The following is a 22,584-nucleotide window of genomic DNA, read 5'->3' as shown; positions in this document are numbered from 1 at the left end:
GGCGGCAGACACGGACGGGGCAATGGTGCGCTTCACGCGGGAGGGTGTTCTCGTGCAGCTGGGGGAGGTCTCGTCGGCCCGGTGGCGTCACGCTGGGGCTGTGGATGTGGTGCGGCTGCTCATGGTGGACGACCACCTCATGCTGGCCGAGGCTCTCAGCGCCCGGCTGGCGGAGGTGCCCGACCTGTGGGTCGTGGGGCACTGCCAGACCAGCGACCCGCGACTGCCCGACGTGGTGCGGCAGTCCCGACCGGACGTGATCACGGTAGACGTGGAACCGGTCGGTGCCGGGCGCCTGGTGCGGCGCTTGCGGGAAGCCCGGCCCGCCGCGGGAATCGTGGTGCTGACCGGGAGCCGCGATGCCCGGCAGGCCGTCGACGCCGCACGGGCCGGTGCGGCGGCCTGGGTGCCGAAGGAACGCGGCGTCGAGGGTCTCACCGAGGTGCTGCGCGGGGTGCCCCGCGGGCACAGCTGGTACCCGCCGGAACTGCTCGGCGCCGTGCTGCGCGGACTGCGCGAGGACGCCGTGCGAGCGGGGCAGCGCAACGGGCCGCTGGACGTGCTCAGCGACCGCGAGCGGGACGTGCTCGCCGGCATGGTCGCCGGTAAGAGGGGCGCGCAGATCGCCGAGGACCTGATGATCTCCACCGAGACCGTCCGCACCCACACCCGCAGCATCCTGGCCAAGCTCCGGGTGCACAGCCAGCTGGAGGCGGTCAGCGTCGCCTGCGCCGCCGGACTGCGCGTGGATGGCGAAGCGGACGGGACCACCGAGCGGTGAGCGCGGAGCCGTTGCGGGTGGCCACGATGATCACGCGCCTGGAAGGCGGCGCCGGGGTGATGGCCCTGCGCGGGGCCAAGGCGCTGGATCCGGCCACGCACCGGGTCGCGGTGATCACGGGGTCCGGCCGGCTGCTGGCCGACGCCGAGGCCGCCGGGCTGGAGGTGATCGTGGAGCCCGCGCTGCGCGCGCCCATCTCGCCGGGCCACGACCTGCTCGCCCTGCACCGCCTGACGGCGTTGCTGAAACGGCGCCGCTTCGACATCGTGCACACCCACTGTTCGAAGGCTGGTGCGGTTGGCCGGATCGCGGCGCGCCGGGCCGGCGCCGACCGGATCGTGCACACCTACCACGGGTTCCCGTTCCACCAGTTCCAGAGCGGGTTGCGGCGCCGCGGCTACGTCGAGATCGAACGCGTCCTCGGGCGGTTCACCGACCTCGCCCTGTGCGTGGGCACCGGAGTGGCGGTCGAGGCGCTGCGGCGCGGGCTGATCGCCCCGGATCGCATCCGCACCATCGGCGTGGCCGTCGAGCACGAGGTGCCGATGCGCACCGAGCGGACCAGGCAGCGCGCCCGGCAGGAGCTCGGGCTGGCACCGACGGACGTCGTGGTCGGCGCGGTGGGGCGGCTGACCTTCCAGAAGTCGCCGGAGGACTTCGTCACCGCGCTGCGCCTGCTGGACCGACCCGGCGTGGTCGGGGTGTGGATCGGCGGCGGCGAGCTGACCGAGCGGATGCGCGCGCAGATAGCCGCGAGCGGGGCTCGCGTCGTACTGGCGGGCGAGCGCGACGACGTCGCGGAACTGCTGCCCGCATTCGACGTGTTCGCGTTGCCCAGCCGGTACGAGGGCCTGCCGCTGGCGGTCGTGGAGGCGATGGTGTGCGGCGTGCCGGTGGTGGCCACCACCGTCAACGCCGTCAGCGATGTGGTTGCCCCCGGTGAGACCGGGCTGCTGGTGCCGCCCCGGCGCCCCGAACTGCTGGCCGCGGCGGTGGCGCACCTGCTGGACTCGCCCGACGTAGCCGACCGGCTCGCCGCGACGGCCCGCACCCGGTTGGACGACCGCTACCGGATCGCGACGCTCGCCGACGCACTCGTCGGGGCGTACGGAACCCGCTCCAGAAAACGGGTTTCGGAACATCCTGCGCAGCCTGTTGGTGACCGACGGTAGCGGGGTTACCGCGAGAACAGTACTTCCCCACGCCTGTCGTGCGGACGCCTGCTGCACGTGGAGTAGTCGGGGTCCCCTTCGGGTAGCAGGTGCAACGCCGCGCCCGCCGCATCCGATTTGTCAGGTAGCACAGACTGCCGTTTGGGGGAGAGGAGTCGCGGTGCACACGATTACCGATTCGGCGAGGGCGCCTGGACATCAGCGGACGCGGGGTCCAGGTTCGCGAGGTGGCACGGAGTTGCACAGCCTGCTGCACGATCTCGGGCACGGTCTTGCGACGCTGTCCTATCTCGCGGACGGGTTGCGCGGCGACCCGGCGCTGCCCGGCGATGCGGCGCACCGGCTGCAACTGATGGAACTGGAGCTGGACCGGCTGCTTGAGCTGGTGGCCCTGCGGGCCGGGCAGCCAAGCGAGGAGCTCTTCGCGCCGCGCGAATTGCTGACCCAGCTCGTCGCGGTGAAATCGTTGTCCGGGAAGGCCGAGATCTCGCTGCACGCCGACGAGGACGTCTGGATGCGCACCGACCAGACGCTGCTGTGGCGGATGGTGTCGAACCTGCTGGACAACGCGGTGCGCGCCGCCGGGCGCGGCGGCCGGGTCGCGGTGGCGGTTCGCCGCGGCGAGCTCGGCGAGGTGCGAATCGAGATCACCGACGACGGGCCGGGTTTCGGCGACGGACCGCAGGGCGCGTCATCGCTCGGGTTGGGCATCGTGCTGGCGCTGGCGCAGCGCTGCGGGGCCGACCTGCAGATCGACTCGGAGCCATGCCGGGGCACGTGTGCCGTGCTGGTGTTCCCGTCCGGCTGCGCGGCCTGAGCGGGGGGAACGAGAACATGGTCGATCTGGTACTCGGCGACGATCACGTGATCTTCGTCGATGCGCTGGTCGCGACGCTGCCGCGGCACGGTTGCGACGTCGTGGGAACCGCCCACGACGTGCCAGGCGTCGTCGAGGCGGTCCGCGAACACCAGCCCGATATCTGCCTGCTGGACCGCTACTTCGGCGACGGCGACGGGCTGGACGCGATCGGCGAGATCCTCAACGCAGGCGGGAGAACGAGGCTCCTGGTGCTCACCGCCGACGGTGACGTCCGGGGCATGCGCGATGCGCTGGCCAAGGGGGCGGCAGGGTACGTGAACAAGATGTGCGGGCTGTCGGTGCTGGCCGGGGCGATCCGCGGGGTCATGGACGGCGAGGCCGTGGTCGAGCTGGCGGCCTCGCGAGCGCCCCGCCAGGCCGGCACCACAGACGCCCTGCGGCTGGCGTCGCACCTGACCGCGCGGGAAAGGCAATGCCTGCGGCTGCTCGTCGCCGGCGCGCACACGACGGCGATGGCCAAGCAACTGGGGGTGGCGCCGACGACGGTGCGAACGCACGTGCAGTCGGTGCTGACCAAGCTCGGGGTGCACTCCAGGCTGGAGGCGGCGTCGTTCGCGATGCGCCACGGCTTGCTCGACGACGAGCGGATGCTCGTCGCGGGTTGATGACTGGGGGTCCGTGAGTCCCTTTGGACCCACGTCCGAAGGGACTCACGGTCGGCTCCCACCCAGGCCCCCGAGCCACCTGGTGGTTGGCGATTTCGCGCGAAATCGCCGTTCGGCACGCCTGGTGGTTGGCGATTTCGCGCGAAATCGCCAGGCATTGCAGCACGGCCGTCCAGTCCGCAGCGGGCTCGGCCAGGCTCGTTATGCTCGCCGCCGTCCCGGGCTCGTCGATGCCCGCCCGCTGGAGTTCGGCTTCCAGGATCCGGTAGCGGGAGTTCGCGCAGATCACCGTGGTGACTCGAGGCTCTCGCGGGCCTGCGTCCACAGCGCCTGGACGGTGTAGGCGGCGCTGCTGTCGGGCCGGAAGTTGATCAGCGCGCGGTCTGGGCAGGCGTCCACCCACGCGAAACGGTTTCGGAAACAGGTCCTAAGGTGTCGAACTGGACCAACCGGACCGTGGAGGGTGACGTGGTGCGCGAACGGATCTCCCGCCACCTGCTGATGGCGGTGCTGCTGGTCGTCGCGGGCCTGGCCGGCTGCGCAGCGCCGCAGCCGCACGACACGTCGTCACCGGCCCCGGCGGTGGAGCCGACACTGTCCGAACAGGACATTCCGGTGATTCGCACCGAGTACGTGTACTCCGACCACCGCCAGGCCCCGGTGCAGCTTTACCTCGCGTACCCGGGTGCGCTGGAGTCCACTGCGGACCTCCCGATGGTGCTCTACCTGCACGGCCGCGACGGCGTCCACCCGACCCCGATCCCGTACGACACGCTCGCGTCGCTGGAACGGCTGTACCGCGAGGACTCCATCCCCGCGTTCGGCTTCGCCGTCGTCGACGGTGGCTACAACCCGTACTGGAACGACGGATCGGCCAACGGCGACCTCGCCGCCCTGCTCCACGACGAACTCCCGCGCTGGCTGCAGGAGCGCGGCATGGGTGACCTCGACGGCCGACCCTTCGCGGTCGCGGGTATTTCCACCGGCGGCTTCGGCGCGCTGAACTACGCCGCCGACCGCAACCTGGCCGGTCACCCGGTCGCGGCGGTCGCGGCGGTCGCCCCGGCCCTGCAGGTGAGCTGGGAAGGCATGCGGGAGAAGGAAGCCTTCGCCACCGAGGAGGACTGGTCCGCAGTGGACCCGCTGCGCCGCCTGGGAGATCTCGGCGACGTGCCGGTCGGCGTGTGGACCGGAGACGAGGACCCGTTCCTGGAGGGCATCAACCGCCTGGTCGACGAATACCCCCACACGCCGGTGGTTTCGGTCCTCCCGGGCGGCCACGACCCGTCGGTCTTCGAAGCCATCGGCCCCGACTTCGTCACCTTCCTCGCCTACGCGCTGGGCAGCCTCGACGCCGACGAGTAGTCGGCTTCGGCTGCGCCCGGGCGGCCGCTGGTCAAGCGACCGCGCTGTATGTCAAGCAGCGGTTTCCCGCCGCTCAGTCCTGGTGGGCGACCAGGTGTTGGAGGAGGAGCCGGGTGAGGGTTTCCGGGGCTTCTTCCGGGATCCAGTGCGAGATTTCTTCCAGCATCTCGAAGCGGTAGGGGCCCGTGACGTGCTCGGCGGTGGCCAGCGCCGCCGTTGAGCCGATCGCAACGTCCTCGGTGCTCCACACGTACAGCGTCGGCACGGTGATCGGGCCGATCTTGTGGTTCTCGAAGCGGTGCGCGCGGTACCAGTTCAGCGCCGCCGTCAACGCGCCCGGTTCGGTGAACCGCTGCACGTAGTCGTCGACGTGGTGCTGGGGCACGCCCGGGTAGTAGATCTGCCGCAGCTTCTTGGCGTGGTCGGCCAGCAGGGCCTTCTCCGCGGCGGAGGACCGGTACGCCTGCATGTACGCCGAGCGCTGGTGCTGGTCCTCGTCGGTGCGCATCGCCTCGCCGAACGGGTCCAGGTGTGGCACCGACACCGCGGTCAGCGTGCGGACCCGGTCCGGGTGCTCGGCGGCGGTCGCCCACGCCACGGCGGCGCCCCAGTCGTGGCCGACCAGATCGAAGCGCTGCCAGCCGAAGTGTTCGGCGATCGCCAGGACATCGTCGACGAGCTCTTCCAACCGGTAGTCGGCGACCTGCTCCGGGCGCACACCGGGGGAGTAGCCGCGCTGATCAGGCGCCACCGCGAAGCACTCCGCGCCGCCGAGCACCGACAACTGCTCGCTCCACTGCACCGCCGCCTCCGGGAAGCCGTGCAGCAGCAGCACCGGCCGGCCGTCCTCGGGACCGGCGGTCAGCGCGTCGAACTTCCCGGCAGGAGTCGGAATCTGGATGTACTCGGCCACCCGGTCACTGTACTGGTCACGCTCGTGAGTGGTTGTTCCGGTAAGAACCGGAACAACCACACACCCTCAGCGCAGCGAGTCAACGAACCGAGACCACCGCTCGTCCGGGAAGGCCAGCACGGCGCCGTCGGGGTCCTTCGAGTCCCGCACCCCGACAGCAGCCCCGGAGAAAGCCACCTCGACGCAGTTGGAGGTATCGGTGCTTCGACTGCTCTTGCGCCACGTTGCGTCAAGGAATGCCACCTCAACGCAGTTGGCTTGATCAGTGTTGTAGCTGCTCTTGCGCCAACGGGCGGTTGTCAGATTCAGCGCAGTCATTCCGCGCTCCTCTCGCATCATTCCTCGGCCGCGATCTGGCGAACCAGGTCGGCCGACTCGGCAGGCTTCAATGCCGCACTGAGGATATTGCTCAGCGCAAGGCGGTAGGAAGCAAGATCGGCATCTTCTTCCAAGAACATCCCCGTGCTCTGGTTCTCCACATGCACGAGGTCAGGTTCCCCGTCGAACTCCAGGATCATGAACGAGCCTCGCGCGCCGACGTAGGCGCCAGCCGAGCTTTGCACCACCCGCAAAGTGATGTTCGGACGTTCGGCAAAAGTACCCAGATGGAGCAGTTGCCGATGCATTATCCCATCACCGCCGACGGGACGCCGGAGTACGTTTTCGTCGGCCACGGCGAGGAGTTGCGGCGCACGGGTACGCGTCAGGACCGCCTGCCGAGCCATCCGAGTAGCCACCAGACGGTCGCTCTCTTCGTCGCTGAGCGTGTCGTTGATGCCCTGGATCAACGCGCGGCAGTATTCCGCTGTTTGCAGCAGGCCCGGCACAACCATGTTCTCGAAGTTCTGGATGCGGGTCGGCTTGGCCTCGAAGTCGATCAAGTTCCGCCATAGCTGCGGGAGACCCGCTTGGCGTTGCCACCAGCCCTTCTCGTCGGCTCGGCGCAGCATGTCGAGGATTTCCTGGCGTTTCGTCGCCGAGACCTTGTAGAGGCCGAGCATCGCGGCGACGTCCTCGATCTGCATGCCGCTGCTGGCGGTCTCCATTCGACTGACCTTGCTCACCGACAACCCAAGCGTGCGCGCGACATCGCTGCAACTAAGTTGTGCTTGCTCGCGAAGCCTGCGCAGTTGCGCGGCGACCTGGCGGGAGCGGACAGAGGTGTGACCGTTTCCTGGCATGATCGGAGATCCCCCATTCGGATCCAATGTGGACAATCTCCAGGGTGGCATCGAACGGATCCATGATCAATCACACGAATGCGCACTTGTTTGCAGCTGCCGCAAAGGCGCACTCTCCCGTCACAAGCCCAAGACCAGGGCAAACACGAGAAGAATTCGGGAGAGGCATGAGCGACGAACTCGCGCGGAAGCGGACCGAACTGGACCTGCGGATCATGGCGGAGGCCGCCGAGGAGAAGACCTGGCGCATTCCGCCACAGGGCAACAAAGGGCCGGTCACCGTCGCGCTACGGATTCCCGAGGTGCGGGTCACCGATTCCGCCGGGCGGCACATCCTGATCGGGCCAGAACAAGCCGATCGGCTCGGCTCGAAGCTGAGCAACATCAGCAACTGGCTCCAGGAAGGCGACCAGGACTGGGTCGAGCCGGACGCGTAAGAAGAATGGTTCGTGAGTGGTAGTTCCGGTAAGAACCGGAACGGCCACTCACGAGAAAATGCGGTAACCCCAGGTGCCGCGGTGGGTTTCGCCCGGCCGCAGGGTGATCAGGCCGTCGCCGGTGACGAACGCGTTCGGCGCGCACGTCATCGGCTCCACGGTGATCCCGGCCCGCGCCGGGCGGTCGGTCGACGGGCTGTCGTCGGTGTAGACCTGCAGGTAACCGTGCGTGCGGTCGATCCAGAGCTCCGCGGTCACGCCGTCCGGGCGGGCGAACCGCACCACGGCGCTGCCGTCGGATCCGCGGCGCAGTCCGGTGAACGCGGTGTCCATTTCGGTCGGTCCGATCCGCCGCGGCGACCGGTAGTCGTACTCGGTGCCCTCGACCGGGGCGGTGCCGGTCGGGATCAGCCGGTCATTGACCACGTAGTAGGTGTCCGCGGGCAGCTCGAAGACGATGTCGTCGATGCGGTCCCCGCCGGCGGCGAGGTAGGTGTGGTTGGCGGTGCCGAACGGCGCGGCGCCGTCGCCGACGTTCTTCGCGCTGAGCGTGCTGCGCACCCCGGAATCGTCCACTGTGTACTCGATGCGGAATGCCAGCCGGAATGGGTAGCCGTAGTCCGGCGGCAGCAGGTACTCCAGTACCACGCCGTCGGCGCGGTGCCGCACCGGCTGCCACTCCACGAAGCTCATCAGCCCGTGCAGCGCCGCATCGCGCTTCGGTTCGTTGATCGCGACCTGCAACTCCTCGCCGCCGAAGGTGTAGCGGCCGTGGTCGATGCGATTCGGCCACGGCAGGATCGTCTTGCCCTGGAAGCCCTCGCCGACCTCGTCGGCGGGGTGCGTCAGGAGCATCTCCACGCCGTCGACCTGCCACGACAGCAACGTCGCCGACACCCCGGCGATCACCGCCCGCTGCCGCCCGGAGCGGATCTCGTACAGCCGCCCGTTCGCGGTCTGCCGGCCTCCCGCTCCACCGGAGCCGGATGGCTGCGCGGTGGCGTGGCCGGCGAGGGCGGCGGCGGTCGTCGCGCCCGCAGCGGTGGCGAGCGCGGCCCGCCGGGTGAAGCGTCGCATCCTGAACCTCCTGGGGGGTGGGCAATTTCGTGAGAAATTGACATTCACCCGGGTGACGGGCGATTTCTCACGAAATTGCGCCGGTCCAGGGTGATGAGGCCGAGCGTTGATCACTCGTCGTGATGGCGTCCACTGTGGTCGGTGGCGGTCCCGTCCGCCAGTGGTCACGGCGTACCCGCGTCGATCACCGCGAGGTTGTGCCCGCGGACGACGTCCGGGTTGGGCTTGAGGATCCGCCGGTCGTAGGTGAAGAACCCGTTGACCTCGTTCTCCACGTCCGTGGTCTGGGTGTAGATGGCCGCGGACAGCCCGTTGGTCTCGACAATGCGGGCGAGGTCGCGGCTGACCTCGGCGTAGCGGTCGGTCAGCTCGGCGCGGCTGTTGGTCATCTCGTACGCGCCCGGCTCGCCGGGCCACAGGTGGCCTTCCTCGACCAGCCCCAGCCCGCCGTACTCGCCGTCCACCGACGCCCGCTCGCCGCGCGCCTCCGGGCTGCCCGGACCGACGTAGGTGTGGTCGTCGTAGATGTCGCCCGCGCCGGTGTCGGGCAGCGAGTAGCAGCAGTTCACCCCGCTGTTGGCGTTGACCAGCCGGGTCGGGTCGGTGCGCCGGACCAGCTCGGCGACCTCGGCGGTCTCGAACTCGCCCCAGCCCTCGTTGAACGGCACCCACGCCACGATCGAGGGGACGCTGCGCAGCTGGTCGATCATGGCGGTCAGCTCGTCGCGGAAGTTCGAGCGGGCCTCCTCGCCCGGCGGCGGGTTGCTGCCCGGCGGGTCGGCCAGGTCGATCGGCAGCGACGGCATGTCCTGCCACACCAGCAGGCCCAGCCGGTCGGTCCAGTAGTACCAGCGGGCCGGTTCGACCTTCACGTGCTTGCGGATCATGTTGAACCCGAGCCGCTTGGTTTCGGCGACGTCGAACCGCAGCGCCTCATCGGTCGGCGCGGTGTAGCTCCCGTCCGGCCAGAATCCCTGGTCCAACGGCCCGTGCTGGAACAGGATCCGGCCGTTGAGCGCCATCCGCGGCCGCCCCTGCGAGTCGTCGACCAGCTCGACGGTTCGCAGGCCGCCGTAGCTGCCGACCTCGTCCACGGTGCGGCCGTCGGCGCCGACTAGCCGGACCGTGATGTCGTAGAGGTAGGGGTCGTTAGGGGTCCACAGGTGCGGATCTGCCACCGGCAGCCGCAGGGCCGTGTCGGCCGGGCCGCTGGCGCGCGACACCTCGTTGCCATCGGTGTCGAGGACGACCGCCTCGACCCGTTCCCCGGCGCGCGCCGAAGTCCGGGCGGTCAGGTCGAAACCGCGCAGATCCGGGTTGATGTCGAGCTTGGCGATGTGCGCGTCGGGCACCGGCTCCAACCAGACCGTCTGCCAGATCCCCGATGTCCCGGTGTAGAGGATCCCGCCTGCCTTGTTGCGCTGCTTGCCCACCGGGTAGGGGTTGGCGTCGTTGCGGTCCTCGACGGCCACCACCAGTTCCTGCTTCGCGCCGGGGCGGAGCGCGTCGGTGATGTCGGCGCTGAACTCGGTGTAGCCGCCCTCGTGAACCGCCACGGTCCGGCCGTTGACCGACACCTCGGCCTTCTGGTCCACCCCGCCGAAGTGCAGCAGCAGCCGCTGCCCGGACCAGTCCCGCGGCACCTCGAAGGCCCGCCGGTAGAGCATGTGGTCGTCGTGGCGCTGGATGCCGGAAAGACCGGATTCCGGGGGATAAGGCACCAATATCTGCTCGGTCGCCGCGGTCGGCGGGGTGGCTCCGCCGCCGTAGGACCACAATCCGTTGAGGTTCAGCCAGCGCTCGCGGGTCAGCTGCGGGCGCGGGTACTCGGGGAGGGCGTTGTCCGGGCCGACCTGGTCGGTCCACGGCGTGGTCAGCGGCGGTGGCTTGGGGCGCCACGGGTCGGCGGCCGCGGCGGAATCGGCGGCGGCCGCGGGGACCCCGGAGGCGGTGGCCAACAGCGTGGTGAGCAGCAGGGCGCGCAGCAGCACGATTGCCTCCAGACGGACTTGCCGAAAAGGGGAAGAGCAATCACCATCAACCGGCAACAATGACCATGAACGCACGCACAGTCAACGCGGCCGAAAGAGCGCCCGCAATTCGGAGCAACCGGCATGGATCGGTAGGGCTCGCGAGGTTCCGCAAAAGAACAGGAGCCGTGAGTACTTTCGGGTGCTATGACACCGCAAATCACTCACGGTGCCGCTGCTCGACCCGGCCACCACCTGGCCGCGGGGCTCCGGTGGCACGCGCCAATGGTGCGTGCCACACTTCCCTGGGGCCGGTGCGGCGATGCTTCTTCCGTCGACGCCCCGGCCGGGGGAACGTGGAGCAGGCCTGATGGGGGAGGGCGGTGGGTGGTGGCCGACGAGCGGGATCTCCGGCGGCGCCGAAAATGGCTCGCTTCCGGGATGCGTGCACCGTAACATCCGTGCTCCATCCCGCGATGGAATGACCGAAAAAGAAAAGTCAACCGCCGCGATGCCTAGTTTTAATATTTTCGTCGGCGGTCGCGGTTGTGCAATTTGCGGTTGCTGTGGTACGCGATGCGCGCGTCAGTGTACACAGATCGTTGCCGACTTGCACTTGTGCGATCGTTATCTCTCTTCAAAATGCGCCGAATCGGCGCAGGTGGCGGCGCATTTATTCACCCAGGGTGACAATCCGAACCACGCTATCATAGTATTCCGGTGATTAGCGTCACACGTTTGTATGCTTGCTTTGCGATCTCGTTCGCCTAGTTTGGTTAATCGACGCAGGAATACCGCGTCAGCGCCGGTTGGCAAAGGTGCCGACTGGACGGTGATCGGCGTAGGTGTTGCGGCCTTGAGTGTTTCTCGGCTGCCCACGCCGGTCCAGGTGTTGCCTTTTTCGCAGCGGCGACCCGGCACGGCCACGGGAGGAGCTCGGGGCACGTATTTTTGCGCGCACCCGAGTTTGCGGTGGCGCATGACCAACGTGAGTGGTGGGAGTGAAGAATGGTCAAGAGCGTGGACGACCTTGCCTCGACCGAGCACCAAGGATCTCCGGATACCGCTGATCTGGTGGCCCGCGAGGAGCAGGTGTTCGGCGAGAATCCGCTGGAGGTGCGCGAATCAGACCACTACACGTACGAGTACGTCGGCGGTTTCGTCGAGAAGTGGGATGAGCTGATCGACTGGAAGAAGCGCTACCAGAGCGAGGGTTCGTTCTTCATCGACCAGCTCAAGGCCCGCGGCGTCCGCTCCGTCCTCGACGTGGCCACCGGCACCGGGTTCCACTCCGTGCGGCTGCTGGAGGAGGGCTTCGAGGCGGTCAGCGCCGACGGCAGCCCCCAGATGCTGGCCAAGGCGTTCAGCAACGGGTTGACCTACGGCGGCCACATCCTGCGGGTGGTGCACGCCGACTGGCGCTGGCTGAATCGTGACGTCCACGGCGAATACGACGCGATCATCTGCCTGGGCAACTCGTTCACCCACCTGTTCTCCGAACGGGATCGGCGCAAAGCGCTGGCCGAGTTCTACGCGATGCTCAAGCACGACGGCGTGCTGATCATCGATCAGCGCAATTACGACTCGATTCTGGACAGCGGATTCTCCTCGAAGCACACCTATTACTACGCCGGCGAAGACGTTTCCGCGGAACCCGATTACATCGATGACGGCCTGGCGCGATTCAAGTACACGTTCCCCGATCGATCTGAATTCTTCCTGAACATGTATCCGCTGCGGAAGAACTACATGCGGCGGCTCATGCGCGAAGTCGGTTTCCAGCGGATCGACACCTACGGCGACTTCCAGGAGACCTACCACGACACCGAGCCGGACTTCTTCATACACGTGGCCGAGAAGAAGTACCGCCCGGACGAGGAACTCTCCGACGTGTACTCGACCGCGGTGCACACCGCGCGGGACTACTACAACTCCGAGGACGCGGACAACTTCTACTACCACGTCTGGGGCGGAAACGACATTCACATCGGCCTCTACGAGACCCCGGACGAGAACATCGACGCCGCCTCGCGGCGCACCGTGGAGCGGATGACCGCCAAGGTCCAGATCAGCCCGGGCACCCGCATCCTGGACATCGGCTCCGGCTACGGCGGCGCGGCGCGCTACCTGGCCGGGACCTACGGCTGCAAGGTGTCCTGCCTGAATCTCAGCGAGGTCGAGAACGCCCGAAATATCGAGTTCAACCGCGCCGCCGGGCTGGACGAGTTGATCGAGGTCAAGGACGGTTCCTTCGAGGACATCCCGTTCCAGGACAATGCCTTCGACATCGTCTGGTCGCAGGATGCGATCCTGCACAGCGGCGACCGGGAGCGGGTCCTGGAGGAGGTGACCCGCGTGCTCAAGGGCGGGGGTTCCTTCATCTTCACCGATCCGATGGCCGCCGACGACGCCAAGCTGCGGGACCTCGGGCCGATCCTGGACCGGCTCAACCTGGACACCATGGGCTCGCCCGGCTTCTACCGCCGCGAACTGGCCCGCCTTGGCCTGCAGGACTTCGACTTCGAAGACCTGACCACATACCTGCCGACGCACTACGCGCGGGTGCTGGAGGTCCTGGAGGGCAAGGAAGCGGAGCTCGCCGACCGGATCAGCGACGAGTACCGCATCAAGATGAAGGCCGGTCTGAAGAACTGGGTCGCCGGTGGCAAAGCGGGCAACTTGGCCTGGGGCATCATCCACGCTCGAGCATGAGAGGTGTCCCAGGCGGGTTTGGTCTTCGTCCTTGACGCGGCGCAGCCGTCAAGCCCACGCACGGAATCGGTACCGACCCGCAAGATGAGACTGGAAACAGTTTCGGACCCCCCGGTGCCGTAAATCGCCACTATCGTACGCAAGGATCTAGAGCTGCATCAGCTGTGAGGTGAGGAGCAGTCGTGAGTGAGATCAACCGCAGGTTGTTCACCAGCGAGTCGGTGACCGAGGGACACCCGGACAAGATCTGCGATGCGATCAGCGACGCCGTGCTGGACGCGTTGTTGTCCCAGGACCCGCGGTCGCGGGTCGCGGTGGAGACGATGGTGACCACCGGCCAGGTGCACGTGGCCGGCGAGGTGACCACCGACGCCTACGCGGACATCCCGACGATCGTGCGGGAGAAGATCCTGGAGATCGGCTACGACTCCTCGGCCAAGGGCTTCGACGGTGCCTCCTGCGGCGTGAACGTCGCCATCGGCTCGCAGTCGCCGGACATCGCGCAGGGCGTGGATGTCGCGCACGAGACACGGGTCGAGGGTGTGATCGACGAGATCGCCAAACAGGGCGCCGGCGACCAGGGCCTGATGTTCGGCTACGCCTGCACCGACACCGACGAGCTGATGCCGCTGCCGATCGCGCTGGCGCACCGCCTGTCGCGGCGGCTGACCAAGGTTCGCAAGGACGGCGTGCTGCCGTACCTGCGCCCCGACGGCAAGACCCAGGTGACCATCGAGTACGCCGGCGACCAGCCGGTGCGCCTGGACACCGTGGTGCTCTCCACCCAGCACGCCGCCGACATCGACCTCGAAGGCATGCTGACCGGGGACATCAAGGAGAAGGTCATCGACCCGGAGATCCAGCGGGTCGGCCTGGAGTCCGCCGACAGCCGGCTGCTGGTGAACCCGACCGGCCGGTTCGTCGTCGGTGGCCCGATGGGCGACGCGGGCCTGACCGGCCGGAAGATCATCGTCGACACCTACGGCGGCATGGCCCGCCACGGCGGCGGCGCGTTCTCCGGCAAGGACCCGTCGAAGGTCGACCGCTCCGCCGCCTACGCGATGCGCTGGGTGGCCAAGAACGCGGTCGCGGCGGGCCTGGCGAGCCGCATCGAGGTGCAGGTCGCATACGCGATCGGCAAGGCCGCCCCGGTGGGCCTGTTCGTGGAGACCTTCGGCACCGAGAACGTCGACCCGGTCAAGATCCAGGCGGCGATCAACGACGTCTTCGACCTGCGTCCCGCGGCCATCGTGCGTGACCTGGACCTCCTGCGGCCGATCTACGCCCAGACCGCAGCGTACGGTCACTTCGGGCGCAGCGACGTCGACCTGCCGTGGGAACGCACCGACCGGGCCGAGGCGCTGAAGAGCGCCGCCGGCATCTGACGTTGACCGAAGCCGTGGCGGCGGACTGCGGGGCGTGGCGCGCGCCCCGCAGCCTCCTGTGCCGGCCCGGGTCCAGTAGAGCTTCGTGGTCGGTGCCGCAGCGGCAGCCGACTACCCTGGTGAAGGAGTAATGCAGTGCGGATTGCGGTGACCGGTTCGATCGCCACCGACCATCTGATGTCCTACCCCGGTAGGTTCACCGATCAGCTCGTCGCTGATCGCCTCGAGCAGGTGTCGCTGTCGTTCCTGGTCGACGAGCTGGAGGTGCGTCGCGGCGGGATCGCGGCCAACATCACCTTCGGCCTCGGCCAGCTCGGCGTCGGCTCGGCCCTCGTCGGCGCCGTCGGCCGGGACTTCGACGAGTACCGCGCGTGGCTGGAGCGCCACGGAGTGGACACCAACTCGGTGCACGTCTCCGGGACCAAGCACACGGCGCGGTTCCTCTGCACCACCGACACCGACCACAACCAGATCGCCTCGTTCTACGCGGGCGCGATGTCCGAGGCCCGCGAGATCGAGCTCAAGCCGGTCGCCGACCGGCTCGGTGGCCTCGACGTAGTGGTGATCTCCGCCAACGACCCGGACGCGATGCTGCGGCATACCCAGGAGTGCCGGGACCGCGGCTACCGGTTCCTCGCCGACCCGGGCCAGCAGCTCGCCCGCATGGAAGGCGACGACATCCGCAAGCTCGTCGAGGGCGCGGAGTACCTGTTCACCAACGAGTACGAGCACGGCCTGCTGCTGCAGAGCACCGGTTGGACCCACACCGAGGTGCTGGAGCGCGTCGGCATCTGGGTGACCTCGCTCGGCCCGAAGGGCGTGCAGGTGGAGTCCAAGTCGGACCCGACCATCGAGGTCGTGCCGCCGAAGGAGAACCAGAAGGGCGACCCCACCGGCGTCGGCGACGCGCTGCGCGCCGGGTTCCTGGCCGGGCTGACCCACGACTTCGGGCTGGAGCGCTCGCTGCAGCTCGGCTGCACGCTGGCGACCGTTTCGCTGGAGACCGACGGCCCCCAGGAGTACGAGGTGGAGCGCGACTCGTTCGTCGCCCGCATCGCCGAGGCGTACGGCGACGCCGCCGCGGCCGAGGTCCAGCCGAAGCTTCGCTGAGAACGGGAGTAGCAGGCACATGCCAGACCGGCAGAACGATCCGAGCGGGTTCCTCACCGCCCTCGGCGAACGCGTCCTCGTCGCCGACGGCGGCATGGGCACCGCGCTGCAGGCGTTCGACCTGACGTTGGACGACTTCGCCAACCTGGAGGGCTGCAACGAGATCCTGAACGTGACCCGGCCCGACGTGGTGTCCTCGATCTACCGGGGCTACCTCGAGGCCGGCTCGGACGCGATCGAGACCAACACGTTCGGCGCGAACCTGGCCAACCTCAGCGAGTACGACATCCCGGAACGGATCCGGGAGCTGGCGGAGAAGGGCTCGGCGCTGGCCCGCGAGGCCGCCGACGAGTACTCGACGCCGGAGCGGCCGCGGTACGTGCTCGGTTCGGTCGGTCCGGGCACCAAGCTGCCGACGCTGGGCCACGCGCCCTACACCGTGCTGCGCGACGCCTACGTCGAGCAGATGCTGGGCATGCTCGACGGCGGCATCGACGTGGTGCTGGTGGAAACCTCGCAGGACCTGCTGCAGACCAAGGCCGCGATCGTGGCCGCGAAGCGGGCGATGGCCCAGGCCGGTCGCCAGCTGCCGATCATCGCTCAGGTCACCGTGGAGACCACGGGGACGATGCTGGTCGGCTCCGAAATCGGCGCGGCGCTGACCGCGCTGGAACCGCTGGGCATCGACCTGATCGGGATGAACTGCGCGACCGGTCCGGCGGAGATGAGCGAGCACCTGCGGGTGCTGGCGCAGAACTCCCGGATCCCGATCTCGGTGATGCCCAACGCCGGTCTGCCCCAGCTCGGCCCCAATGGCGCGGTGTACCCGCTGCAGCCCGACGAGCTGGCCGACGCGCTGGTCGGGTTCGTCAACGACTTCGGCGCCCGGCTGGTCGGCGGCTGCTGCGGCACCACCACCGAGCACGTGCGCGCGGTGGCCGAGGCCGTCGCGTCGCTGCCGCCGAAGGTGCGCCAGCCCGAGCACATCCCGTCGATCTCGTCGATGTATCAGTCGGTGCCGTTCGAACAGGACGCGTCGATCCTCAACATCGGTGAGCGCACGAACACCAACGGTTCCAAGGCGTTCCGCGTGGCGATGCTGGAAGGTCGTTACGACGACTGCGTGGAGATCGCCAAGGCCCAGACCCGCGAGGGCGCGCACATGCTGGACCTGTGCGTGGACTACGTCGGCCGCGATGGCACGGTCGACATGCGTGAACTGGCGTCGCGCCTGGCGACCTCCTCGACCCTGCCGATCATGGTGGACTCCACGGAGCCGGACGTGATCGAGGCCGGTCTGGATCACCTGGGCGGCCGGTGCGCGGTCAACTCCGTGAACTACGAGGACGGTCACGAGCCGGGCTCGCGGTACGAGCGCGTGATGAGGCTCGTGGTCGAGCACGGTGCCACCGTCGTGGTGACCTGCATCGACGAGGAAGGCCAGGCGCGCACCGCCGAGTGGAAGGTGCGGGTGGCCGAGCGGCTGATCGAGGACATGACCACCAACTGGGGTCTGGAGAAGTCTTCGATCATCATCGACTGCCTGGTCTTCCCGATCACCACCGGCCAGGAAGAGGTCCGCAAGGACGCCATCGAGACGATCAACGCGATCCGGGAGCTCAAGAAGCGCCACCCGGATGTCCAGACGACGCTCGGCTTGTCGAACGTCTCGTTCGGACTCAACCCGGCGGCGCGGCAGGTGCTGAACTCGGTGTTCCTCAACGAATGCCGGGAAGCAGGCCTGGACACCGCGATCCTGAACGCTTCGAAGATCCTGCCGATGAGCAAGATCGATGAGGAGCAGCGGCAGGTCGCGCTCGACCTGGTCTACGACCGGCGCCGCGAGGGATACGACCCGCTGCAGAAGTTGATGGAGCTCTTCGAGGGCAAGACCGCGAAGTCCAGCAGCGCCTCGCGCGCCGAGGAGCTGGCGAAGCTGCCGCTGTTCGAGCGCCTGGAGCGGCGGATAGTCGATGGCGAGCGCAACGGGCTCGAGGCGGATCTGGACGCGGCGATGGCCGAGAAGCCGCCGCTGGAGATCATCAACGAGAACCTGCTGGCCGGCATGAAGGTCGTGGGCGAGCTGTTCGGCTCAGGGCAGATGCAGCTGCCGTTCGTGCTGCAGTCCGCCGAGGTGATGAAGGCCGCGGTCGCCCACCTCGAACCGCACATGGAGAAGGACGACTCCGGCGGCAAGGGCAAGCTGCTGCTGGCCACGGTCAAGGGCGATGTGCACGACATCGGCAAGAACCTGGTCGACATCATCGTGTCCAACAACGGCTACGACGTGGTCAACATCGGCATCAAGCAGCCGATCAGCGCCATCGTGGAAGCCGCCGAGGAGCACAAGGTCGACGCCATCGGCATGTCCGGGCTGCTGGTGAAGTCGACCGTGATCATGAAGGAGAACCTGGAGGAGCTCAACTCCAAGGGGATGTCCCAGAAGTACCCGGTGATGCTGGGCGGGGCGGCGCTCACCAGGTCCTATGTGGAGAACGACCTGGACGAGGTCTACCAGGGCGATGTGCGCTACGCGAAGGACGCCTTCGAAGGCCTGCACCTGATGGACCGCATCATGGCCGTCAAGCGCGGTGACGCGCCTGCCGACGATGCGGCCGAGCGGGAGAAGAAGGCCGAACGCAAGGCTCGCCGCGAGCGGTCGCTGCGCATCGCCGAGAAGCGCAAGGCCGAGCACGGGCCGGAGCCGGAGTACACCGACACCACGCGGTCCGATGTGGACGCGAGCGCACCGGTGCCGACGCCGCCGTTCTGGGGCTCGAAGGTGGTCAAGGGCGTCGCGGTCGCCGACTACCTGGCGCTGCTGGACGAGCGGGCCACGTTCTTCGGCCAGTGGGGCCTGCGCGGAGCGAAGAAGGGCGAGGGACCGTCCTACGAGGAACTCGTCGAGTCCGAGGGCCGGCCGCGGCTGCGGCACTGGATCGACGAGCTGTCCACCGCGGGCATCCTGCAGCACGCGGCCGTGGTCTACGGCTACTTCCCGTGCGTGACCGAGGGGAACGACCTCGTCGTGCTGGACAAGGAAGAGCCGGACGCCCCGGAGCGGCACCGGTTCTTCTTCCCCCGGCAGAAGCGCGACCGGCGGCTGTGCCTGGCGGACTTCTTCCGGTCGCGGGAGCAGGCCGAGCAGACCGGCCAGGTGGACGTGCTGCCTATGCAGCTGGTCACCATGGGCCAGCCGATCGCCGACTTCGCCAACGAGCTGTTCGCCAAGAACGCCTACCGGGACTACCTGGAGGTGCACGGCATGGGCGTGCAGCTCACCGAAGCGCTGGCCGAGTACTGGCACCGCCGCGTCCGGCGGGAGCTTCTGTGGTCCTCGGGCGGTTCGGTGGCCGAAGAGGACCCGGCCGACGTGCAGGAGTACTTCAAGCTCGGCTACCGCGGCGCGCGGTACTCCTTCGGCTACGGCGCCTGCCCGGACATCGAGGACCGGGCGAAGATCGTCGACCTGTTAGCGGCCGAGCGCATCGGCGTGGTGCTCTCGGAGGAGTTCCAGCTGCACCCCGAGCAGTCCACCGACGCGATCATCGCCCACCATCCAGAGGCGAAGTACTTCAACACCTGATTCCTGCCTGTCCGAATCCGGAAGTAGAGAAAGGTAGTCATGAGCGTCGAGTTGCAGAAGGTCAACGGCCTGGAGTTCGCTGTCCGGGATCTGGGGTTGGCTGAGGCCGGGCGGCATCAGATCCGGTTGGCTGAGCATGAGATGCCGGGTTTGATGGCGACGCGTGAGGAGTTCGCGGCCTCGCAGCCGTTGAGGGGTGCGCGGATCGCGGGTTCGTTGCACATGACGGTGCAGACGGCGGTGTTGATCGAGACGCTGGTCGCGCTGGGTGCCGAGGTTCGGTGGGTGTCGTGCAACATCTTCTCGACCCAGGACGAGGCCGCCGCTGCGGTGGTGGTGGGTCCGGACGGGACGCCGGAGGCGCCTGCGGGTGTGTCGGTGTTCGCGTGGAAGGGTGAGTCGCTGGAGGAGTACTGGTGGTGCACCGACCAGTTGTTCCAGTTCGGTGGTGGTGAGGGTCCGAACATGATCCTCGATGATGGTGGTGACGCCACGCTGTTGGTGCACAAGGGTGTGGAGTTCGAGGCTGCCGGGGTGGTGCCGCAGGCTGGAGATGATGACCCGGAGGAGTACAAGGTCATCCTGGAGACGCTGCGTGCCAGCGTCGCCGTGGACGGCAAGCGGTTCACGAAGATCGCCCGTGAGGTCAAGGGTGTGACCGAGGAGACCACGACCGGTGTGCACCGGCTGTATGAGCTGGCCAAGACCGGGGATCTCTTGTTCCCGGCGATCAATGTCAATGACTCGGTGACGAAGTCGAAGTTCGACAACAAGTACGGGTGCCGGCACTCGCTGATCGATGGCATCAACCGTGCCACGGATGTGCTCATCGGCGGCAAGGTCGCGGTGGTGTGTGGTTACGGCGACGTGGGTAAGGGCTCGGCGGAGTCGCTGCGGGGCCAGGGTGCGCGGGTGATCGTGACCGAGATCGACCCGATCTGCGCGTTGCAGGCGGTGATGGACGGTTATCAGGTGACCACGCTGGAAGATGTCGTGGAGATCGCTGACATCTTCGTCACGACGACGGGGAACTTCGACATCATCACCGCCGAGCACATGGGGCGGATGAAGCACCAGGCGATCGTGGGCAACATCGGTCATTTCGACAACGAGATCGATATGGCGGGGTTGGAGAAAACGCCTGGTGTCCGCAAGCAGGAGATCAAGCCGCAGGTCCACGAGTACGTGTTCGAGGACGGGCATTCGATCATTGTGTTGTCGGAGGGCCGGTTGCTGAACCTGGGCAACGCCACCGGGCACCCCAGCTTCGTGATGTCGAACTCCTTCACCAACCAGACGATCGCGCAGATCGAGTTGTTCACCAAGCCGGGGGAGTACGACAGGCAGGTGTATGTGCTGCCCAAGCACCTGGACGAGAAGGTGGCCCGCCTGCACCTGGACGCTCTGGGTGTGAAGCTGACCAAGCTCTCCAAGGAGCAGGCCGCCTACATCGGTGTCGACGTCGACGGCCCCTACAAGCCCGACCACTACCGCTACTGATCGAACTCCCCGGTACCGCTTCGCTTTCGCGCAGCGGTACCGGGTCGCAACGGCGGCTCTCCTCGGCCGGGGGAGCCGCCGGACATCCGCCCCGGCGCTGAAACCGCGCTCCGCGCAACCGGTTTCGCCCATAGGATTCGCCGACCGGCGAAAGCGCGTACCCGGCCGGGGCTCGGCCGCGTCGCTGATCCGAATGCACAGCCTTTTCTGCGAGTGGCTGAACGACGATCCTTTCAGGATAACGCAATTCGCATTTCCGCGAAAGAATCCCCAGTCATCAGAGGAAAAACGGTCCCTGCTCGTCGAGAAGAGCAGTCGCAGGAGTGCATCTCGACCGGGCGCTGCGGTGACCGAAAGCCGACAGAAGGAAAACCTGAGGCCGACATGAACACCATCGCACTCGAACTGGTACCGCCCGCCCTCGACGGTGGCGTGCAGATGGCCGTCGCGGAAGGTCGCAAGGTCGCCGGGCTCAGCCGCGCCGCCGGGCTGGCCGGTCACATCAAGCACGTGATGATCCCCGGCATCATCCAGGAGGACGGGGACCGGCCGGTCGACTTCCGGGAGAAGATGGACACCATCGACTTCTGGCGGACGATCGAGCCCGAACTGGGCGGCATGCGCGGGCTGTGCACGCAGGTCACCGCTTTCCACGACGAGCAGCAGCTGACCGAGCGCCTGCACAACCTGCGCGACGCGGGCATGGACGGCATCGCGTTCGTCGGGGTACCGCGCAACATGGCCGACGGCGAGGGGCCCGGCGTCGCGCCCACCGACGCCCTGGCCAAGTTCCAGGACGTGGTGCCGCACCGCGGTTCGATCTTGATCCCGACCCGGGACGGCGAGCAGGGCCGGTTCGGCTTCAAGTGCGAGCGCGGCGCCACCTACGGCATGACCCAGCTCCTCTACTCCGACGCGATCGTCCGGTTCCTCGCTGAGTTCGCCCGGACCACGCCGCACCGCCCGGAGATCCTGCTGTCCTTCGGGTTCATCCCTGGTGTGGAGAGCAGGAAGAATCTGATCCAGTGGCTCATCCAGGACCCGGGCAACCCGGCCGTGGCCGCCGAGCAGGAATTCGTGGCGCAGACCGCGGAGCTGGGCTTCGAGCAGCGTAAGCAGCGGGTCGTGGACCTCTACAAGCGGGTCATCGACGGGGTGCACGACCTCGGCTTCCCGCTCAGCGTCCACCTGGAAGCGCCCTACGGCTACAACAAGGCGGCCTTCGAGACCTTCGCGGCCATGCTCGACCACTGGGCGCCGTGAGCTGACCTCGCGCGACCGGGAACCGCTGTCCCCGAGCGGGGCGGCGGTTCTCGCGTTCCGGGTCCGGCAGCTGGGTGAGTTCGCTCACCGCGCGACGTCGTGCTCCGCGCGCGGCGAGCGCGCAGTGTCATCGAATCCGGTCCGCCGCGCCGTCGCGGGCGGCCGCCATGCATACTTATGGGTGACCCGGAGCGTTTGATCGGTACCTATCGGAGCGATCAAGGCTTGCATCGTGCTCGTCGCTGCCGGCGGTCCTCGTTTTCATCCGTCCTCGTTTTGGTTTAAAGTCGACGCATTCGCGGCTCGGTCGGCTCCATTCAGTCGATCCGGCCGCAATCGGTCCAAGGGGAGCGGCGATTTCGCGCGAAATCGTCATCCGGCACGCGTGGGATGTGACGGTTTCGCGCGAAATCGCCACCCACCCCGGACCGCGCGCGCCGGCCGCAAGCGTTGCCGCGGCGGTGCCCGGCGTCGTCGGGCGTTGCCCGCCGTGACAGGAAGGACCACGTCAGTGCCGTTGTCGCCAGCACCTCCAGGCCCTGCCCGCCCCGTCGGCGACGGCCCCGGTTTCGAGTCCGGGCGGCCCGTAGAAGACGAATCATTTTCCGCTTCGTCGGGGCGGTCATTCGATTCGCTCGCGGATCAGA

General features: G+C 67.8%; 17 protein-coding genes. 12 read left to right on the top strand and 5 right to left on the bottom strand.

Annotation, left to right across the window (positions count from 1 at the left end; all coding sequences use genetic code 11):
* Window positions 1-22: 22 nt before the first annotated feature.
* The 5 genes from FDZ84_RS36135 to FDZ84_RS36110 all read left to right on the top strand — a co-directional run bounded on the left by FDZ84_RS36135 (window position 23) and on the right by FDZ84_RS36110 (window position 4,803).
* On the top strand, window positions 23-781 hold the full coding sequence (locus tag FDZ84_RS36135) for a response regulator transcription factor (RefSeq protein ID WP_246868673.1): 759 nt from the start codon (window positions 23-25) through the stop codon (window positions 779-781).
* Window positions 782-807: 26 nt separating this feature from the next.
* Window positions 808-1,953, top strand: a complete 1,146-nt coding sequence (locus FDZ84_RS36130) for a glycosyltransferase (protein WP_168589488.1) — start codon at window positions 808-810, stop codon at window positions 1,951-1,953.
* A gap of 238 nt (window positions 1,954-2,191) precedes the next feature.
* The gene (locus FDZ84_RS36125; RefSeq protein ID WP_168589487.1) at window positions 2,192-2,770 is read left to right on the top strand and encodes a HAMP domain-containing sensor histidine kinase; all 579 of its coding nucleotides are present in this window, start codon (window positions 2,192-2,194) and stop codon (window positions 2,768-2,770) included.
* A gap of 17 nt (window positions 2,771-2,787) precedes the next feature.
* Complete coding sequence (locus FDZ84_RS36120; protein WP_168589486.1) at window positions 2,788-3,438, top strand: response regulator transcription factor; 651 nt, start codon at window positions 2,788-2,790, stop codon at window positions 3,436-3,438.
* Window positions 3,439-3,870: 432 nt separating this feature from the next.
* The gene (locus FDZ84_RS36110; RefSeq protein WP_246868672.1) at window positions 3,871-4,803 is read left to right on the top strand and encodes an alpha/beta hydrolase-fold protein; all 933 of its coding nucleotides are present in this window, start codon (window positions 3,871-3,873) and stop codon (window positions 4,801-4,803) included.
* Window positions 4,804-4,876: 73 nt separating this feature from the next.
* Here the strand turns inward: FDZ84_RS36110 and FDZ84_RS36105 are convergent, their stop codons facing one another.
* From FDZ84_RS36105 to FDZ84_RS36095, 3 genes are all read right to left on the bottom strand, one after another.
* Window positions 4,877-5,716: an alpha/beta fold hydrolase gene (locus tag FDZ84_RS36105; protein WP_168589485.1), complete on the bottom strand. Its 840-nt coding sequence runs from the start codon at window positions 5,714-5,716 to the stop codon at window positions 4,877-4,879.
* Window positions 5,717-5,782: 66 nt separating this feature from the next.
* The gene (locus FDZ84_RS36100; RefSeq protein ID WP_168589484.1) at window positions 5,783-6,034 is read right to left on the bottom strand and encodes a DUF397 domain-containing protein; all 252 of its coding nucleotides are present in this window, start codon (window positions 6,032-6,034) and stop codon (window positions 5,783-5,785) included.
* Between the two features lie 17 nt (window positions 6,035-6,051).
* Window positions 6,052-6,897 carry a helix-turn-helix transcriptional regulator gene (locus FDZ84_RS36095; RefSeq protein ID WP_168589483.1) on the bottom strand — a complete coding sequence of 282 codons (846 nt, stop codon included), beginning with the start codon at window positions 6,895-6,897 and terminating at the stop codon, window positions 6,052-6,054.
* A gap of 167 nt (window positions 6,898-7,064) precedes the next feature.
* On the opposite strand from FDZ84_RS36095, the gene FDZ84_RS36090 reads away from it, so the two are divergent.
* Window positions 7,065-7,334, top strand: a complete 270-nt coding sequence (locus FDZ84_RS36090) for a hypothetical protein (RefSeq protein ID WP_168589482.1) — start codon at window positions 7,065-7,067, stop codon at window positions 7,332-7,334.
* 48 nt (window positions 7,335-7,382) lie between these two features.
* On the opposite strand, the gene FDZ84_RS36085 is transcribed toward FDZ84_RS36090, so the two are convergent.
* Entirely contained in the window at window positions 7,383-8,411 is a 1,029-nt protein-coding gene (locus FDZ84_RS36085) for an aldose 1-epimerase family protein (protein WP_168589481.1), read from the bottom strand.
* Between the two features lie 164 nt (window positions 8,412-8,575).
* Window positions 8,576-10,402, bottom strand: a complete 1,827-nt coding sequence (locus FDZ84_RS36080) for a glycoside hydrolase family 2 protein (protein ID WP_210435340.1) — start codon at window positions 10,400-10,402, stop codon at window positions 8,576-8,578.
* Window positions 10,403-11,389: 987 nt separating this feature from the next.
* Here FDZ84_RS36080 and FDZ84_RS36075 point away from each other — a divergent pair.
* From FDZ84_RS36075 to FDZ84_RS36050, 6 genes are all read left to right on the top strand, one after another.
* The gene (locus tag FDZ84_RS36075; RefSeq protein ID WP_168589480.1) at window positions 11,390-13,093 is read left to right on the top strand and encodes a class I SAM-dependent methyltransferase; all 1,704 of its coding nucleotides are present in this window, start codon (window positions 11,390-11,392) and stop codon (window positions 13,091-13,093) included.
* A 182-nt stretch (window positions 13,094-13,275) separates the two neighbouring features.
* Window positions 13,276-14,478 (top strand): methionine adenosyltransferase, encoded by a 1,203-nt coding sequence (metK, locus tag FDZ84_RS36070; RefSeq protein WP_168589479.1) that lies wholly within the window; start codon window positions 13,276-13,278, stop codon window positions 14,476-14,478.
* A 135-nt stretch (window positions 14,479-14,613) separates the two neighbouring features.
* Complete coding sequence (locus FDZ84_RS36065) at window positions 14,614-15,588, top strand: carbohydrate kinase family protein (RefSeq protein ID WP_168589478.1); 975 nt, start codon at window positions 14,614-14,616, stop codon at window positions 15,586-15,588.
* A 19-nt stretch (window positions 15,589-15,607) separates the two neighbouring features.
* Window positions 15,608-19,174 carry a methionine synthase gene (gene metH, locus FDZ84_RS36060; RefSeq protein WP_168589477.1) on the top strand — a complete coding sequence of 1,189 codons (3,567 nt, stop codon included), beginning with the start codon at window positions 15,608-15,610 and terminating at the stop codon, window positions 19,172-19,174.
* A 39-nt stretch (window positions 19,175-19,213) separates the two neighbouring features.
* Window positions 19,214-20,674 carry an adenosylhomocysteinase gene (ahcY, locus tag FDZ84_RS36055; RefSeq protein WP_168589476.1) on the top strand — a complete coding sequence of 487 codons (1,461 nt, stop codon included), beginning with the start codon at window positions 19,214-19,216 and terminating at the stop codon, window positions 20,672-20,674.
* 384 nt (window positions 20,675-21,058) lie between these two features.
* Window positions 21,059-21,937, top strand: a complete 879-nt coding sequence (locus tag FDZ84_RS36050) for a mycobacterial-type methylenetetrahydrofolate reductase (protein ID WP_168589475.1) — start codon at window positions 21,059-21,061, stop codon at window positions 21,935-21,937.
* Window positions 21,938-22,584: the final 647 nt, after the last annotated feature.

Source organism: Saccharopolyspora sp. ASAGF58 (assembly GCF_012277335.1).
Classification (GTDB): domain Bacteria; phylum Actinomycetota; class Actinomycetes; order Mycobacteriales; family Pseudonocardiaceae; genus Saccharopolyspora; species Saccharopolyspora hattusasensis.
This window is presented reverse-complemented; position numbering and strand designations above follow the sequence as displayed.

What these genes read in the sequence shown, in the direction of transcription:
- metH (WP_168589477.1), top strand. Translation starts at nt 15,608, where the DNA reads ATGCCAGACCGGCAGAACGATCCGAGCGGGTTCCTCACCGCCCTCGGC.
- FDZ84_RS36120 (WP_168589486.1), top strand. Translation starts at nt 2,788, where the DNA reads ATGGTCGATCTGGTACTCGGCGACGATCACGTGATCTTCGTCGATGCG.
- FDZ84_RS36130 (WP_168589488.1), top strand. Translation starts at nt 808, where the DNA reads ATGATCACGCGCCTGGAAGGCGGCGCCGGGGTGATGGCCCTGCGCGGG.
- FDZ84_RS36090 (WP_168589482.1), top strand. Translation starts at nt 7,065, where the DNA reads ATGAGCGACGAACTCGCGCGGAAGCGGACCGAACTGGACCTGCGGATC.
- FDZ84_RS36095 (WP_168589483.1), bottom strand. Translation starts at nt 6,897, where the DNA reads ATGCCAGGAAACGGTCACACCTCTGTCCGCTCCCGCCAGGTCGCCGCG.
- FDZ84_RS36050 (WP_168589475.1), top strand. Translation starts at nt 21,059, where the DNA reads ATGAACACCATCGCACTCGAACTGGTACCGCCCGCCCTCGACGGTGGC.
- FDZ84_RS36075 (WP_168589480.1), top strand. Translation starts at nt 11,390, where the DNA reads ATGGTCAAGAGCGTGGACGACCTTGCCTCGACCGAGCACCAAGGATCT.
- ahcY (WP_168589476.1), top strand. Translation starts at nt 19,214, where the DNA reads ATGAGCGTCGAGTTGCAGAAGGTCAACGGCCTGGAGTTCGCTGTCCGG.
- FDZ84_RS36135 (WP_246868673.1), top strand. Translation starts at nt 23, where the DNA reads ATGGTGCGCTTCACGCGGGAGGGTGTTCTCGTGCAGCTGGGGGAGGTC.
- FDZ84_RS36085 (WP_168589481.1), bottom strand. Translation starts at nt 8,411, where the DNA reads ATGCGACGCTTCACCCGGCGGGCCGCGCTCGCCACCGCTGCGGGCGCG.
- FDZ84_RS36100 (WP_168589484.1), bottom strand. Translation starts at nt 6,034, where the DNA reads ATGACTGCGCTGAATCTGACAACCGCCCGTTGGCGCAAGAGCAGCTAC.